Origin of the sequence: Paenibacillus sp. p3-SID1389, assembly GCF_025151705.1 — a bacterium.
Lineage (GTDB): Bacteria > Bacillota > Bacilli > Paenibacillales > Paenibacillaceae > Fontibacillus > Fontibacillus phoenicis.
In genome coordinates, this window is the sequence record NZ_JALXVO010000039.1 from 1 (window position 1) to 15,763 (window position 15,763).

The 15,763-nt window shown below is 50.4% G+C and carries 14 protein-coding genes and 1 other annotated feature; all 14 genes read left to right on the forward strand.

Going from position 1 to position 15,763, the window contains the following annotated elements:
- Nucleotides 1-142: 142 nt before the first annotated feature.
- The gene (rpmG, locus tag M3G15_RS15290; RefSeq protein WP_009226622.1) at nt 143-292 is read left to right on the forward strand and encodes a 50S ribosomal protein L33; all 150 of its coding nucleotides are present in this window, start codon (nt 143-145) and stop codon (nt 290-292) included.
- 21 nt (nt 293-313) lie between these two features.
- Complete coding sequence (gene secE, locus M3G15_RS15295) at nt 314-505, forward strand: preprotein translocase subunit SecE (RefSeq protein ID WP_009226623.1); 192 nt, start codon at nt 314-316, stop codon at nt 503-505.
- A gap of 23 nt (nt 506-528) precedes the next feature.
- Nucleotides 529-1,062, forward strand: a complete 534-nt coding sequence (nusG, locus tag M3G15_RS15300; RefSeq protein WP_009226624.1) for a transcription termination/antitermination protein NusG — start codon at nt 529-531, stop codon at nt 1,060-1,062.
- 91 nt (nt 1,063-1,153) lie between these two features.
- Complete coding sequence (gene rplK, locus M3G15_RS15305; RefSeq protein ID WP_036646403.1) at nt 1,154-1,579, forward strand: 50S ribosomal protein L11; 426 nt, start codon at nt 1,154-1,156, stop codon at nt 1,577-1,579.
- 149 nt (nt 1,580-1,728) lie between these two features.
- Nucleotides 1,729-2,421, forward strand: coding sequence for a 50S ribosomal protein L1 (gene rplA / locus M3G15_RS15310; protein WP_009226626.1), 693 nt, complete (start codon nt 1,729-1,731; stop codon nt 2,419-2,421).
- An 81-nt stretch (nt 2,422-2,502) separates the two neighbouring features.
- Nucleotides 2,503-2,656, forward strand: a sequence feature (ribosomal protein L10 leader region).
- A 44-nt stretch (nt 2,657-2,700) separates the two neighbouring features.
- Nucleotides 2,701-3,204, forward strand: coding sequence for a 50S ribosomal protein L10 (gene rplJ / locus M3G15_RS15315; protein WP_016310706.1), 504 nt, complete (start codon nt 2,701-2,703; stop codon nt 3,202-3,204).
- A 67-nt stretch (nt 3,205-3,271) separates the two neighbouring features.
- Nucleotides 3,272-3,640 carry a 50S ribosomal protein L7/L12 gene (gene rplL / locus M3G15_RS15320; RefSeq protein WP_009226628.1) on the forward strand — a complete coding sequence of 123 codons (369 nt, stop codon included), beginning with the start codon at nt 3,272-3,274 and terminating at the stop codon, nt 3,638-3,640.
- 145 nt (nt 3,641-3,785) lie between these two features.
- Nucleotides 3,786-4,391 (forward strand): class I SAM-dependent methyltransferase, encoded by a 606-nt coding sequence (locus tag M3G15_RS15325; RefSeq protein ID WP_260071421.1) that lies wholly within the window; start codon nt 3,786-3,788, stop codon nt 4,389-4,391.
- Between the two features lie 325 nt (nt 4,392-4,716).
- Entirely contained in the window at nt 4,717-8,262 is a 3,546-nt protein-coding gene (rpoB, locus tag M3G15_RS15330) for a DNA-directed RNA polymerase subunit beta (RefSeq protein WP_260071422.1), read from the forward strand.
- A 45-nt stretch (nt 8,263-8,307) separates the two neighbouring features.
- Complete coding sequence (gene rpoC / locus M3G15_RS15335) at nt 8,308-11,922, forward strand: DNA-directed RNA polymerase subunit beta' (protein ID WP_036646409.1); 3,615 nt, start codon at nt 8,308-8,310, stop codon at nt 11,920-11,922.
- A 176-nt stretch (nt 11,923-12,098) separates the two neighbouring features.
- Nucleotides 12,099-12,350, forward strand: coding sequence for a ribosomal L7Ae/L30e/S12e/Gadd45 family protein (locus tag M3G15_RS15340; protein ID WP_028539488.1), 252 nt, complete (start codon nt 12,099-12,101; stop codon nt 12,348-12,350).
- A 142-nt stretch (nt 12,351-12,492) separates the two neighbouring features.
- On the forward strand, nt 12,493-12,912 hold the full coding sequence (gene rpsL / locus M3G15_RS15345) for a 30S ribosomal protein S12 (RefSeq protein WP_009226633.1): 420 nt from the start codon (nt 12,493-12,495) through the stop codon (nt 12,910-12,912).
- 246 nt (nt 12,913-13,158) lie between these two features.
- Complete coding sequence (gene rpsG, locus M3G15_RS15350; protein WP_009226634.1) at nt 13,159-13,629, forward strand: 30S ribosomal protein S7; 471 nt, start codon at nt 13,159-13,161, stop codon at nt 13,627-13,629.
- 47 nt (nt 13,630-13,676) lie between these two features.
- Nucleotides 13,677-15,755, forward strand: coding sequence for an elongation factor G (gene fusA, locus M3G15_RS15355; RefSeq protein WP_260071423.1), 2,079 nt, complete (start codon nt 13,677-13,679; stop codon nt 15,753-15,755).
- Nucleotides 15,756-15,763: the final 8 nt, after the last annotated feature.

Genomic DNA, 15,763 nt, shown 5'->3' on the forward strand with positions numbered 1-15,763 from the left:
CCTCGTTGACACGGGTTGTGCCATATGATAAAGTGTTTTAGGTAGGCCTAATTTTGTGTTTCCCTTTTTTAGGTGGCGAACATTCGATTTTAGGTCAATATAGAGACAGCTCATTAAAGAATGTCTTCGGGAGGTGCACATCATGCGGGTAATAATTACGTTGGCTTGTACGAATTGCAAACAAAGAAACTACACGACAACGAAAAACAAGCGTAACCACCCCGACCGCATGGAGATGAAGAAATATTGCAAGTTCTGCAACGAGCAAGTTCCTCATCGCGAAACCAGATAGTCCTTGGAGGTGTAGTCGCGCATGAAACGTAGTTTCAAGTCGTTGTTTTCTTTTTTCTCTGAGAGCTGGGCTGAGCTTAAAAAGGTTCGCTGGCCTAATCGTAAAGAGCTGACTAATTATACGCTGATTGTGCTCGGTACAATTACCGTTGTCGCGATTTATTTTTGGGTTCTGGACATCGGCATTTCTGCTGTGATCGAAGCGATAATTTAAGAAGGGTCCCTAGGTGGCTTGATATGGAAAAAAGATGGTACGTCGTTCATACCTATTCCGGGTATGAGAACAAAGTCAAAGCCAATTTGGAAAAACGCGTCGAGTCCATGGGCATGGAAGACAAGATATTCCGCGTTCTTGTTCCAATGGAAGAAGAAGTGGTGAACAAAGACGGTAAGAAGAAGACTGTCATGCGTAAAGTTTACCCCGGTTACGTCTTGGTGGAAATGATCCAAACCGACGATTCTTGGTATGTTGTTCGCAACACGCCGGGAGTCACCGGGTTCGTCGGCTCTACGGGTTCCGGTTCCAAGCCAACGCCGTTGCTCCCTGAAGAAGTGGATCAGATTCTGGCGCATATGGGCATGGAGGAACCAAAGCCGGTCATCGAATTTGAGCTCAAGGAAAATGTGCGCATCAAAGTTGGTCCATTTGCCAATTTTGTAGGCTCAATTGAGGAAATTCTGACCGACAAGAGCAAGGTTAAGGTTCACGTCAACATGTTTGGACGAGAAACCCCGCTTGAGCTGGATTACTCTCAGGTGGAGAAGATATAATTTTGCAGCTTCTAAAGGTTTCTTAGGGTTTCAAAGTGGGAGGGGCCGCAAGGCTTCCGTTTACCACTATTAGGGCAAGGAGGTGTTTTACATGGCGAAAAAAGTTATCAAAGTGGTAAAACTGCAAATTCCTGCGGGGAAAGCGAACCCTGCACCTCCGGTAGGTCCGGCGCTGGGTCAAGCAGGTGTCAACATCATGGCATTCTGTAAGGAATTCAACGCACGTACTGCCGATCAAGCAGGTTTGATCATTCCGGTTGAAATTTCGGTGTTTGAAGACCGCTCTTTTACATTCATCACCAAAACTCCACCGGCGGCCGTTCTGCTTCGTGTTGCAGCGAAGATCGAGAAAGGTTCTGGCGAACCGAACAAGAAGAAAGTGGCTACCGTGAAACGCGACACCGTTCGTCAAATCGCGGAGCAAAAAATGCCTGATCTTAACGCAGCATCCGTTGAAGCGGCTATGCGTATGGTTGAAGGTACTGCCCGCAGCATGGGCATCGCGATCCAAGACTAATCTTGGTCGAATGGATGAAATTTCTTAATCTGAATTCACGTGATTAAATTTCATCCTCGGATGGAGTTTTATAGATGAGCGAAGCTTGTTTATATGACCCATCAACAGTGGGAGGAATTTCCGCTAATACCACATAGGAGGACGAATTCATGGCTAAACACGGTAAGAAATACCTGGAAGCCGCTAAGCTGATTGACAGCGAAGCGACGTATGAGCCTTTGGAAGCCGTTGAACTGGTGAAGAAGGCAGCGACTGCAAAATTCGACGAAACCGTTGAAGCTGCAGTTCGTTTGGGCGTAGACCCTCGTAAACAAGACCAAGCCGTTCGTGGTGTCGTTGTTCTGCCGCATGGCACGGGCAAAACCCAACGCGTATTGGTATTCGCCAAAGGCGACAAAGCGAAGGAAGCAGAAGCAGCCGGAGCAGATTTCGTCGGCGATCAAGACATGATCAACAAAATCCAACAAGGCTGGTTCGAGTTCGATGTCTGCGTAGCTACACCGGACATGATGAGCGAAGTTGGTAAACTCGGCCGTCTGCTCGGTGGTAAAGGCCTTATGCCTAACCCGAAAGCAGGCACAGTTACGTTTGACGTAGCGAAAGCCGTTCAAGAAATCAAAGCCGGTAAAATCGAGTACCGTCTGGACAAAGCGGGTCAAATTCATGCGCCAATCGGTAAAGTATCCTTTACTGCCGAACAATTGAATGAGAACCTCAAGGCTCTCATCGACGCATTGAACCGGGCTAAACCGGCCGCTGCGAAGGGCGTTTACTTGAAGAATATCGCGATTTCTTCGACCATGGGCCCAAGCGCTCGCGTAAATACAGCTGCTTACAGATAATACCTTTCGTTCTTGACGGAACGGGGATTGACACCACGGTGTCGCCTTGGTATACTGAAACAGTTGTTTTGAAGTGAGACTTAAATATGAATATGCTTACCGTAGACAGTAGGTGCCGTGAGGCTTAATTTCCTACCGAGGTGTTGTGATAGAACGTCGCTGTACACAGCTGGGCTGTGTGCGGATGATCCATCAAAGCCTTCGTGATTCTGCGGAGGCTTTTTTCAATGCCTTGCGGAAGTAGCAAGAGGCTCATGAATCTAATAGGAGGTGTGCAGTTTGGCAAACGCAAAAGTCATTCAAGCAAAACAAGAAGCCGTTGAAGCTGTAACGTCCAAATTGCGCGAAAGCGCAACGACCGTCGTTGCGGATTATCGCGGATTGAATGTTGCTCAAGTTACCGAACTCCGCAAACAGCTTCGTGAAGCTGGCGTGGAATTCCAAGTGCTGAAGAACACGCTCATTCGCCGCGCTACGGCTGCTGCGGAATTGACCGAGCTGGACGAAGTGTTGACCGGTCCTACGGCCATCGCGTTCAGTAAGGAAGATGCAGTAGCTCCAGCGAAAATCTTGAGCGAATTCGCCAAGAAGAACGATGCTCTGAAAGTTAAAGGTGGCGTGGTTGAAGGCCGTGTTGTTGGCGTCGACCAAATCAAAGCGCTCGCGGATCTTCCTTCCCGCGAAGGTCTGCTTTCGATGCTCCTCAGCGTACTTCAAGCACCTGTTCGCAACTTCGCACTGGCTGTCAAAGCCGTTGCCGAGAAAGAAGAAGCAAGCGCGTAAGTTAGCCTTGCGGATGCAAGTTATCTGATTCGCAACAAACAAACTATTATATAATGGAGGTTCTACCATGAGTAAAGAAGCAATCTTGGAAGCAATCAAAGGTATGACCGTTCTTGAACTGAACGATCTCGTTAAAGCAATCGAAGAAGAATTCGGCGTAACTGCAGCAGCTCCGGTTGTTGTAGCTGGCGGCGGTGCAGCTGGCGGCGGCGCAGCTGAAGAACAATCCGAATTCGACGTAATCCTGACTAACGCTGGTGCTTCCAAAATCAACGTTATCAAAGTGGTTCGCGAAATCACTGGCCTCGGCTTGAAAGAAGCCAAAGACCTGGTTGACAACGCTCCAAAACCGCTGAAAGAAAAAGTAGGCAAAGAAGAAGCAGACAGCATCAAAGCAAAACTGGAAGAAGCAGGCGCAACTGTAGAACTGAAGTAGTAGCTTGTTTCTCGATCACAAACCCCTTGAATTTGATTCAAGGGGTTTGTTGCCTTTCTCCCCTTACATGAATATGTGGAAATGGATATAATAGGGGACGAGTACAGATAGATGACTAGATGCTAATGGAGGGAAACAAGAAAACATGGCGGATCACTACTACGCAAGCCAACCGAATGCGGCGCATGATCGGAAAACCTGGGATACAGTGTTGCGGGGGCAAAGCTACCGCTTCGTCAGCGATGCCGGCGTTTTTGCTAAGGGAGGCGTTGACTTCGGCAGTCGTACCTTAATTGAAGCCATGGATATTCCAGAGGATGCGGAGGTACTGGATGTAGGCTGCGGATATGGACCGATCGGACTGGCAGCGGCGAGGCTGGCGACCAAGGGTCATGTGACGATGATCGATGTGAACTCCCGGGCTGTTGAATTAGCGAAAGAGAATGCTGCTGCGAACGGTGTGAACAACGTCACCGTGTTGGAAAGCGATTTGTTCTCGGCGATAGAGAATCGGAAGTTCGACGTGGTGTTGACCAATCCGCCGATTCGGGCTGGTAAAGCTACGGTGCATGCCATTTTTGAAGGTGCCTATGAACGGTTGCGTTCTGGAGGATCGTTATGGGTGGTTATTCAGAAGAAACAAGGGGCGCCGTCGGCGAAGGAGAAGTTGGAGTCGCTGTTTTCCCGAGTGGTGGAAGTGACCAAGGACAAGGGGTACCGCATTTATCGGGCGGTTAAAGACGAAGGTTGACTTGACAAATCCGATATGTTATTATTATAAAATGTCAGCATTAGGATGCCCTCTGTGGCTTTAGTTTGCTGAAATGTCAATAGTTTTACGGGAACAATGCATAAAAATGTGTCGTTCTACGTATAATATGCACATTTTGGATAAACTAATGATTATGAGGACATCAGAGCAGAAACAGACACGGATAAATGATGCTCTTTTTTCGAAAGCATTCGATAAGGGCTTTTCTTTATTTGTGGATGAATCCGTATGGGTCTATTATAAGGGCACAAACACGGGTTCGCAATGTATTTTTAAGTGAGTAGACATGAGGGGTGAGTTTAAGTTGGCAGGACATCTTGTTCAATATGGTCGACGCACTCGGCGTAGTTATGCGCGAATTAACGAGATACTCGAAGTACCGAACCTGATCGAAATCCAACAGAAATCCTATGAGTGGTTCTTGGAAGAAGGTCTTCGGGAAATGTTCCAAGATATCTCGCCAATTCAGGATTTCACCGGAAATCTGGTGTTGGAGTTTATCGATTACAGCCTGGGCGAACCGAAGTATACGGTGGATGACGCGAAAGAACGCGACGTTACCTATGCGGCGCCGCTTCGGGTAAAAGTCCGGCTCATTAATAAGGAAACCGGCGAAGTCAAAGAGCAGGAAGTGTTCATGGGAGATTTCCCGCTGATGACCGAAACCGGTACGTTTATTATTAACGGTGCGGAACGGGTTATTGTCAGCCAGTTGGTTCGCTCTCCTAGCGTCTATTTCAGTACGAAAGTGGATAAGAACGGTAAGAAAATGTACACCGCAACCGTTATCCCTAACCGCGGCGCTTGGCTCGAGTTGGAGACGGATGCGAAAGATATTATCTACGTGCGGATCGACCGCACCCGCAAAATTCCGGTAACCGTGTTGCTGCGTGCGCTTGGCTTCGGAACCGATGCGGAAATTTTGGATTTGCTCGGCAACGACGAGTATATCCGCAATACGCTGGATAAAGACAATACGGATTCGACAGAGAAAGCCTTGATCGAGATCTATGAACGTTTGCGTCCGGGTGAACCGCCGACGCTTGAGAATGCGAAGAGCTTGCTGGTAGCGCGCTTCTTCGATCCAAAACGTTACGATCTGGCGAATGTCGGTCGTTATAAAATCAATAAAAAGCTGCACATCAAGAATCGCTTATTCAACCAACGTCTTGCTGAGACGCTGATTGATACGACGACGGGTGAAATTATCGCCGAAGCCGGTCAAATGGTTGACCGCCGCTTGCTGGATGAAATTTTACCGTACCTTGAGAACGGCGTTGGCTTCAAGAACTACCATGTTGCCGGCGGCGTCCTTGACGTAGATGATGTGCCGCTGCAAACTATCGACGTATTCTCCCCGATTGAAGACGGTAAAGTGGTTAAGGTAATCGCGAACCGCAATATCGATAAATCGGTGAAGCATATTACACCTGCTGATATTATTTCTTCGATCAGCTATTTTATCAATCTGCTGCACGGCATCGGCAGCACGGACGATATCGATCATCTGGGTAACCGTCGTCTGCGCTCCGTTGGTGAGCTTCTGCAGAACCAATTCCGCATCGGCTTGTCCCGGATGGAACGTGTCGTGCGCGAAAGAATGTCGATTCAGGATGCGAACGTGATTACGCCGCAGGCGCTCATAAATATCCGTCCTGTCATCGCATCGATCAAAGAGTTCTTCGGCAGCTCGCAGCTGTCTCAGTTTATGGACCAAACGAACCCGCTCGCTGAACTGACGCACAAACGCCGTTTGTCTGCGCTCGGTCCAGGCGGTTTGACTCGGGAACGTGCCGGCATGGAAGTGCGTGACGTTCACCCGTCCCACTATGGCCGGATGTGTCCGATCGAAACGCCGGAAGGTCCGAACATCGGTTTGATCAACTCCCTGTCTACTTATGCGCGAATCAATGAGTATGGCTTCATCGAAGCGCCGTATCGATGGGTTGATCCGAAGACGGGAACCGTTACGGATCAAGTGGCCTACCTGACGGCCGACGAAGAAGACAACTATGTCATTGCGCAAGCGAACGCGAAGCTGACGCCAGACAACAAGTTCGAAGACGAATTCGTCATCGTTCGTTACAACAAGCAATCGGATAACATCTTGACGATGCCAAGCAGCCGCGTAGACTACATGGATATTTCGCCGAAACAGGTTGTATCCGTCGCTACAGCGCTGATTCCATTCTTGGAGAACGACGACTCTAACCGTGCGCTCATGGGTTCGAACATGCAGCGTCAAGCGGTGCCGTTGCTTGTTCCTAAAGCTCCGCTTGTTGGTACGGGGATGGAACACAAGGCTGCGAAAGACTCCGGCGTCTGCATCGTGTCGAAATATGACGGGATCATCGAACGGTCGGAAGCGAACCAAATTTGGCTTCGCCGTATCGAAGTCGTAGACGGGAAAGAAGTCAAAGGCGACCTTGTGAAATATAAGTTGCACAAATTTATGCGTTCTAACCAAGGAACCTGTATTAACCAACGTCCGATCGTCAAACGGGGCGACATTGTTAAGAAGGGTGACATCCTGGCGGACGGTCCATCGACGGAACTGGGCGAATTGGCACTGGGCCGCAACGTGGTCGTTGCCTTTATGACTTGGGAAGGTTACAACTACGAGGATGCGATCCTGCTGAGCGAGAAGCTGGTGAAGGAAGACGTATATACTTCGATCCATATCGAGGAATACGAATCCGAAGCCCGCGACACGAAGCTGGGACCGGAAGAAATTACTCGCGACATCCCGAACGTCGGCGAAGAAGCGCTGCGTAATCTGGATGAACGCGGTATTATCCGCGTTGGTGCGGAAATTGCTGCCGGCGACATCCTGGTTGGTAAAGTAACGCCTAAAGGCGTAACGGAACTGACGGCAGAAGAACGCTTGCTGCACGCCATCTTTGGTGAGAAAGCTCGCGAAGTTCGTGATACTTCCCTGCGTGTACCTCACGGTACCGACGGGATTGTTGTTGACGTGAAGGTGTTTACCCGCGAGAACGGCGACGAATTGCCGCCAGGCGTTAATCAGCTCGTTCGGGTGTACATTGCGCAGAAACGGAAAATCTCCGAAGGCGATAAGATGGCCGGACGCCATGGTAACAAAGGGGTCGTGGCTCGGATTTTGCCGGAAGAAGATATGCCATTTATGCCAGACGGAACGCCGGTACAGGTTGTCCTGAATCCACTGGGCGTACCTTCGCGGATGAACATCGGGCAGGTGCTGGAGATTCACTTGGGTATGGCCGCCCTGCAGATGGGGATTCACGTGGCAACGCCAGTATTCGACGGCGCCAATGAAGAAGACGTATTCGATACGATGGAAGAAGCTGGCATGCAGCGGAACGGTAAAACGATCCTGTACGATGGCCGCACAGGTGAACCGTTTGAACGTGAAGTTACCGTTGGTGTCATGCACATGATCAAGCTGGCGCACATGGTTGACGATAAGATCCATGCTCGCTCGACAGGTCCTTACTCGCTCGTTACGCAGCAGCCGCTGGGTGGTAAAGCTCAGTTCGGCGGTCAGCGTTTCGGGGAGATGGAAGTATGGGCGCTCGAAGCTTACGGTGCTGCTTATACGCTGCAAGAGATTCTTACCGTCAAATCGGATGACGTGGTGGGTCGGGTGAAAACCTACGAATCCATCGTTAAAGGGGAAAACGTGCCTGAACCGGGCGTGCCTGAATCGTTTAAGGTCTTGATCAAAGAGCTGCAAAGCTTGGGTATGGACGTCAAGATCCTGACCGAAAACGAAGAAGAGATCGAGATGAAAGAGATCGACGACGAGGACGATGCGTCGAGCGACAAGCTCAGTCTCAATCTGGAAGGCGCGGAAGTCGGCGTAGAATAGAGCGTTATACAGTCAAATCAGGACTTGGTTAAGGAGGGATGCTCCTTGTTGGACGTCAACAACTTCGAGTTTATGAAAATTGGGCTTGCTTCCCCAGATAAAATTCGTTCTTGGTCCCGCGGAGAAGTAAAGAAACCGGAAACGATCAACTACCGCACGTTGAAGCCAGAGAAGGAAGGGCTGTTCTGCGAAAAGATTTTTGGCCCGACCAAAGACTGGGAATGTCATTGCGGTAAATATAAACGCGTTCGCTACAAAGGCGTTGTCTGCGATCGCTGCGGCGTTGAGGTCACTCGCGCGAAAGTGCGCCGCGAACGGATGGGGCATATCGAGTTGGCAGCTCCGGTATCTCACATTTGGTACTTCAAAGGGATCCCGAGCCGGATGGGCCTTGCGCTCGACATGTCTCCGCGTTCCCTGGAAGAGATCATTTATTTTGCATCTTATGTCGTAACCGATCCAGGCGAAACGCCGCTGGAGAAAAAGCAGCTTTTGTCCGAGAAAGAATACCGCAGCTACCGTGAGAAATACGGATATGGATTCCAAGCCGGCATGGGTGCGGAAGCTGTGAAGAAGCTGCTTCAGGATCTCGACATCGACAAAGAGCTGGAATTCCTGAAAGAAGAATTGCGCACGGCTCAAGGCCAACGCCGCAACCGTGCGATCAAACGTTTGGAAGTCATCGAAGCGTTCAAAAGCTCCGGCAACCAGCCGGAGTGGATGATCCTCGACGTGCTTCCGGTCATTCCGCCGGAGCTGCGTCCGATGGTTCAACTCGATGGCGGCCGTTTTGCGACGTCCGACTTGAACGATCTGTACCGCCGCGTCATCAACCGGAACAACCGGTTGAAACGTCTGCTTGACCTTGGCGCGCCGGACATCATCGTACAGAACGAGAAACGGATGCTGCAAGAAGCCGTTGACGCCTTGATCGACAACGGTCGCCGCGGCCGTCCTGTTACGGGTCCGGGCAACCGTCCGTTGAAATCCTTGAGCCACATGCTCAAAGGGAAACAAGGTCGTTTCCGGCAGAACCTGCTCGGTAAACGGGTTGACTACTCCGGTCGTTCTGTTATCGTCGTAGGTCCGTACTTGAAAATGTACCAATGCGGTTTGCCGAAAGAAATGGCGCTGGAGCTGTTCAAGCCTTTCGTCATGAAAGAGTTGGTGAACAAAGGTCTGGCACATAACATTAAGAGTGCAAAACGCAAAGTAGAACGCGTGAGTCCGGAAGTTTGGGACGTGCTCGAGGAAGTTATTAAAGAGCATCCGGTTCTGTTGAACCGTGCTCCTACGCTTCACCGTCTCGGGATCCAGGCGTTCGAACCGATCCTGGTGGAAGGCCGCGCTATCCGTCTGCATCCGCTCGTATGTACGGCGTACAACGCTGACTTCGACGGTGACCAGATGGCCGTGCACGTACCGTTGTCCGCGGAAGCTCAGGCGGAAGCCCGCATCCTGATGCTGGCGTCCGGTAACATCCTGAACCCGAAAGACGGTAAACCGGTCGTTACGCCTTCGCAGGATATGGTCCTCGGCTCCTACTATCTGACCATGGATAACAAGGAAGCCAAAGGTACCGGTATGATCCTGTCTTCGGTTAATGAAGCCGTATCGGCTTATCAACGCGGCACCGCTTCGTTGCATGCACGGGTAGCCATTCCGGCGAAAGCGCTGGGCAAAACCAGCTTTACGGAAGCACAGCAAAACGCTTTGCTGATTACGACCGTTGGTAAAATTATTTTCAACGAGATTTTCCCGGCCAGCTTCCCATATATTAATGAACCAACACGTGCGAACCTGTTCCAAGGCACTCCGGATCATTACTTTATTTATGAGAAGGGCGCCAATGTTGTGGAACGGATCATGGCTGCACCGCAACCAGGCGGTGTGGGCAAAGAATACCTCGGCGAAATCATCGGCCGCTGCTTCGAAATCTACCAAACGACGGAAACCTCCGTTATTCTGGACAGAATCAAGCAAACCGGCTTTACTTACTCCACGCGTGCCGGCGTAAGTATTGCGGTGGCGGACGTTATTGTTCCGAAGGAAAAGCAAGAAATCCTTCGCGAATCCGAGGAGAAGGTACGGGTTGTTACCAACCAATACCGCCGCGGTCTGATCACCAACGAAGAGCGTTACGACCGCGTTATCGATATCTGGTCCAAGTGTAAGGATCAAATTACCGACATCCTGATGAAGTCGATGGATCGCTACAATTCCATCATGATGATGGTCGACTCTAAAGCGCGGGGTAACAAATCGCAGATCACCCAGCTGGGCGGTATGCGCGGCCTGATGGCGAACCCGGCGGGCCGGATCATCGAATTGCCGATCAAATCGAACTTCCGCGAAGGCCTCACGGTCTTGGAATACTTTATTTCGACGCACGGTGCCCGGAAAGGTCTGGCGGATACCGCGTTGCGGACTGCGGACTCCGGTTACTTGACCCGTCGTCTCGTCGACGTGGCGCAAGACGTCATCGTACGCGAAGAGGATTGCGGTACGGATAAAGGCTTTACCGTTGGCGTTATCCAAGACGGTAAAGAAGTGATCGAAAATCTGTACGACCGGATTGAAGGCCGTTACTCGTTCGAAACGGTGCGCCATCCGGAAACCGGCGAGATCATCATTCACCGGAACGAGCTGATCGATTCCGACAAAGCGCATGAAATCGTCAACGCAGGAATTACGAAGCTGCAAATCCGCTCCGTGCTCAGCTGCCGCGCTCGTCACGGCGTGTGCAAGAAGTGCTACGGACGTAACCTGGCTACTGGGAAACACGTGGAGATCGGGGAAGCTGTCGGCATCATCGCGGCTCAATCGATCGGTGAACCAGGGACCCAGCTCACCATGCGTACGTTCCATACCGGGGGCGTTGCGGGTGACGATATTACCCAAGGTCTTCCGCGGATTCAGGAGCTGTTCGAAGCTCGGAATCCGAAAGGTCAAGCAACGATCAGTGAGATTGACGGCGTGATCAAAGAAATCCGCGAAGCGAAGGACCGTCGCGAAATCGAGGTTCAGGGCGAAGCGGAAACGAAAGTATACTCCGTTACTTACGGTTCTCGTCTGCGCGTCAGCGAAGGCGACGAGATCGAGGCCGGCGACGAACTGACGGATGGTTCCATCGACCCGAAAGAAATTTTGCGCATCAAAGGGATTCGCGGCGTACAGAACTATATTTTGCAGGAAGTACAACGCGTATACCGGAACCAAGGCGTAGAAATCAACGACAAGCACGTTGAGGTTATGATTCGTCAAATGCTGCGCAAGATCCGGATCGTGGATGCCGGCGATACACCGCTTCTGCCAGGGTCTTTCGTCGACTTGCATGAGTATGAAACTGCCAACAAAGAAGCGATTCTGTCTGGCAAAGAGCCGGCAGTGGCTAAACCGGTCCTGCTCGGGATTACGAAAGCGTCGCTGGAAACCGACTCCTTCTTGTCCGCCGCTTCCTTCCAGGAAACAACGCGGGTGCTTACCGACGCTGCGATCAAAGGCAAAGTCGACAAGCTGCTCGGCTTGAAAGAGAATGTCATCATCGGTAAGCTGATTCCGGCCGGTACCGGCATGAGTCGCTACCGCAACATTCAATTCGAAGAGCCGGAACAAGACGAAGTTACGGAAGAAAGCTTGGAGCCTGTTTCGATCGAATAACGACGAAGGTGAAGATAAGCCGGCGCGACCCTGAAGCGAGTTTGATCCGGGGCGCGCCGGACTTGTTTTTTCTATGAAAATTCCGCTGAATATTTCGCTTGACACCTACTATAGCGGAGTGATACTATATCATAGTGCGTGAGTACGGATAACCCTGTGCTTTGGAGGACGTTATGATGTCTAATGATAAAGGACTACGGGACGCACCAATTAAGGTCGGCACCAAGCAGACCATGCGAATGGTTGAACTTGGACGGGCCGAGGAAGTTTATGTTGCTGAGAATGCAGATCCACGCCTTACGTCAAGGATCGTCGCCTTATGCAACCAACATGCCGTGAAAGTCACCTTTGTAGATACGATGGCGAATCTCGGCAAGGCTTGTGGGATTGAAGTAGGAGCGGCGATGGCTGTGATCGTAAAGTCATAGTTGATCGAAAATGTTTTTGCTAATGAGGAGGACTCTTTGGCAAAAACATTTCCTTTGTTCTTTTATGAGCCGCCTGGGTCTGTGGGCTTAAACAAGTGGTTTGTAAATGGATTTGAACTCTGAGGAAGGGGGTGGCAACAACATGCCAACAATTAACCAATTAGTACGTAAAGGACGCCAAGATAAGGTGTACAAATCCAAATCGCCAGCGCTGCAAAGAGGGTTTAACGCTCTGAAACGCGAAGCTACGGATTTGAGCTCTCCGCAAAAACGCGGCGTCTGCACTCGTGTAGGTACGATGACTCCGAAGAAACCGAACTCCGCGCTTCGTAAATATGCCCGTGTTCGCTTGACGAACCGTGTAGAGGTGACGGCTTACATTCCGGGTATCGGACACAACCTGCAAGAGCACAGCGTTGTACTGATTCGCGGCGGCCGGGTCAAAGACCTTCCGGGTGTCCGTTACCATATCGTGCGCGGAGCATTGGATACGGCTGGGGTTAACAACCGGATGCAAGCTCGTTCCAAATACGGCGCGAAACGTCCAAAAGCGAAGAAATAAGATCGCTTGGAATTATAAATGGGAGTTCAAAAATCGAGTTTTCAGCACCGAGGAGGTTGGATGAAGCTAGGGACTGAGTAGCGGAGCGTAGACAGATCTACGTGAGCAACGGAAGGCCCGGCTGAATTCAAGATTCGAAGTCGAACCAGCATCATGCCAGCATCATGATGTGCATGGTGATCAAAAGACGGTTTTTGAACAACTACTACTAGGATTGAATTTTTACTGAAAGGGGGATAACAAACTATGCCACGCAAAGGTCCAGTTGCTAAGAGAGATGTGTTGCCAGATCCAGTGTATAACAGCAAATTGGTTACTCGCTTGATCAACCGCATCATGCTCGACGGTAAACGCGGCGTTGCTCAAAGCATCCTTTACAATGCGTTCGACATCATCCGTGAACGTACGGGGAATGACCCAATGGAAGTATTTGAAGCAGCGATCAAAAATATTATGCCTGTACTGGAAGTTAAAGCTCGTCGTGTCGGCGGTGCAAACTACCAGGTTCCGATTGAGGTTAAACCTGAGAGACGTACATCCTTGGGATTACGTTGGCTCGTAAACTACTCCCGCACTCGCGGTGAGAAGACGATGGAAGAGCGTTTGGCTGCCGAGATCATCGACGCATCCAACAACACAGGCGCTTCCGTTAAGAAACGTGAAGATACGCATAAAATGGCGGAAGCGAACAAAGCGTTCGCGCACTACCGTTGGTAGGATAACGCCCGTATTTCAAAATTTATATTTTGAAGGGAGACAGATTCATGGCAAGAGAGTTCTCCTTGAAAAATACACGTAATATCGGGATCATGGCGCATATTGACGCCGGTAAGACAACCACGACGGAACGGATCTTGTTCTACACAGGCCGTACGCACAAAATCGGGGAAGTTCACGAGGGTGCGGCAACGATGGACTGGATGGAACAAGAACAAGAGCGCGGAATCACGATTACATCCGCAGCGACGACCGCTCAATGGAAAGGTCACCGCGTAAATATCATCGATACCCCGGGACACGTCGACTTCACGGTTGAAGTCGAACGTTCCCTGCGTGTATTGGACGGGGCTGTAGGCGTGTTCAGTGCGAAGGAAGGCGTTGAGCCGCAGTCTGAAACCGTTTGGAGACAGGCTGACCGCTATGGTGTTCCTCGGATTGCCTACGTCAACAAAATGGATATCATCGGTGCGGATTTCCTGAACGTCGTTAAAGATATGCGCGATCGTCTGCAAGCGAATGCAGTGGCTATCCAACTGCCAATCGGTGCGGAAAATGATTTTGTCGGGATTATCGACATCATCTCTCAAAAAGCGTATATCTACAGAGACGATCTGGGACAACAAATCGATGAAGTAGAAATTCCTGCTGAATATGCTGCACAAGTTGAAGAACTTCGTGCGGAATTGGTAGAGAAGGTTGCTGAACTGGACGAAGACTTGACGATGAAATACCTCGAAGGCGAGGAAATCACCGTTGAAGAACTGAAAGCAGCGCTTCGTAAGGGCGTTTGTGAAGTTAAAATCTTCCCGGTTATCTGCGGTTCTTCCTACCGTAACAAAGGGGTTCAGCTGATGCTGGATGCCGTCATCGATTACTTGCCATCCCCAGTTGATGTACCAAGCATCAAAGGTCATCTGGAAGATGGTACAGAAGTAGAACGTCACTCTTCTGACGAAGAGCCGTTCGCGGCACTGGCATTTAAAATCATGACCGACCCTTACGTGGGTAAACTGACGTTCTTCCGCGTATACTCCGGTATTTTGCAATCCGGTTCCTACGTGCTGAATGCAACGAAAGGTAAACGCGAACGGATCGGCCGGATCCTGCAAATGCATGCGAACCACCGTCAAGAAATCAACGAAGTATATGCTGGTGACATCGCTGCAGCTGTAGGTTTGAAAGACACCGGTACAGGTGATACACTGTGTGATGAGAAGGCACCGGTTATTCTTGAATCGATGAACTTCCCAGAGCCGGTTATCGAAATCGCGGTTGAACCGAAGACGAAAGCCGACCAAGACAAAATGGGCGTTGCACTTGCAAAACTGACGGAAGAAGACCCAACGCTTCGTGCGCATACAGATGAAGAAACGGGACAAACGATCCTTGCAGGTATGGGTGAGCTTCACCTGGATATCATCATCGATCGGATGCGCCGTGAATTCAAAGTAGAAACGAACGTAGGTAAACCTCAGGTTGCTTATCGTGAAACGTTCCGTGTTCCGGCTCGCGTTGAAGGTAAGTTCGTACGTCAGTCCGGTGGTCGTGGTCAATACGGTCACGTCTGGGTTGAATTTGAACCGCTCGAACCAGGTACAGGTAACCAATTCGACAGCAGAATCGTCGGCGGTGCTGTTCCTAAAGAATACATCGGACCTGCTCAACAAGGTATCGAAGAAGCAATGCAGAACGGTGTTCTTGCTGGCTTCCCGGTTGTTGACGTAAAAGCGACGATCGTCGATGGTTCCTACCATGACGTCGACTCCAGTGAAATGGCGTTTAAGATCGCTGGTTCGATGGCTCTGAAAGCAGCTAAAGACAAATGTCAACCTGTTCTGCTTGAGCCAATCATGAAAGTTGAAGTAACGGTACCTGAGGAGTACATGGGTGACGTTATGGGTATGCTGAACTCTCGCCGTGGCCGTATCGAAGGTATGGATTCCCGTGGTGGTGCGCAAATTATCCGTGCGAAAGTGCCTCTCTCCGAAATGTTCGGTTACTCGACGACCCTTCGCTCCGGTACACAAGGACGCGGCGTGTTCTCGATGGAACTCTCCCACTATGAAGAAGTTCCGAAGAACATCGCTGAAGAAATCGTGTCCAAGCATAAAGGGGCCGAATAATTTAATGT

What these genes read in the sequence shown, in the direction of transcription:
- rpmG (WP_009226622.1), top strand. Translation starts at nt 143, where the DNA reads ATGCGGGTAATAATTACGTTGGCTTGTACGAATTGCAAACAAAGAAAC.
- secE (WP_009226623.1), top strand. Translation starts at nt 314, where the DNA reads ATGAAACGTAGTTTCAAGTCGTTGTTTTCTTTTTTCTCTGAGAGCTGG.
- nusG (WP_009226624.1), top strand. Translation starts at nt 529, where the DNA reads ATGGAAAAAAGATGGTACGTCGTTCATACCTATTCCGGGTATGAGAAC.
- rplK (WP_036646403.1), top strand. Translation starts at nt 1,154, where the DNA reads ATGGCGAAAAAAGTTATCAAAGTGGTAAAACTGCAAATTCCTGCGGGG.
- rplA (WP_009226626.1), top strand. Translation starts at nt 1,729, where the DNA reads ATGGCTAAACACGGTAAGAAATACCTGGAAGCCGCTAAGCTGATTGAC.
- rplL (WP_009226628.1), top strand. Translation starts at nt 3,272, where the DNA reads ATGAGTAAAGAAGCAATCTTGGAAGCAATCAAAGGTATGACCGTTCTT.
- M3G15_RS15325 (WP_260071421.1), top strand. Translation starts at nt 3,786, where the DNA reads ATGGCGGATCACTACTACGCAAGCCAACCGAATGCGGCGCATGATCGG.
- M3G15_RS15340 (WP_028539488.1), top strand. Translation starts at nt 12,099, where the DNA reads ATGTCTAATGATAAAGGACTACGGGACGCACCAATTAAGGTCGGCACC.
- rpsL (WP_009226633.1), top strand. Translation starts at nt 12,493, where the DNA reads ATGCCAACAATTAACCAATTAGTACGTAAAGGACGCCAAGATAAGGTG.
- rpsG (WP_009226634.1), top strand. Translation starts at nt 13,159, where the DNA reads ATGCCACGCAAAGGTCCAGTTGCTAAGAGAGATGTGTTGCCAGATCCA.
- fusA (WP_260071423.1), top strand. Translation starts at nt 13,677, where the DNA reads ATGGCAAGAGAGTTCTCCTTGAAAAATACACGTAATATCGGGATCATG.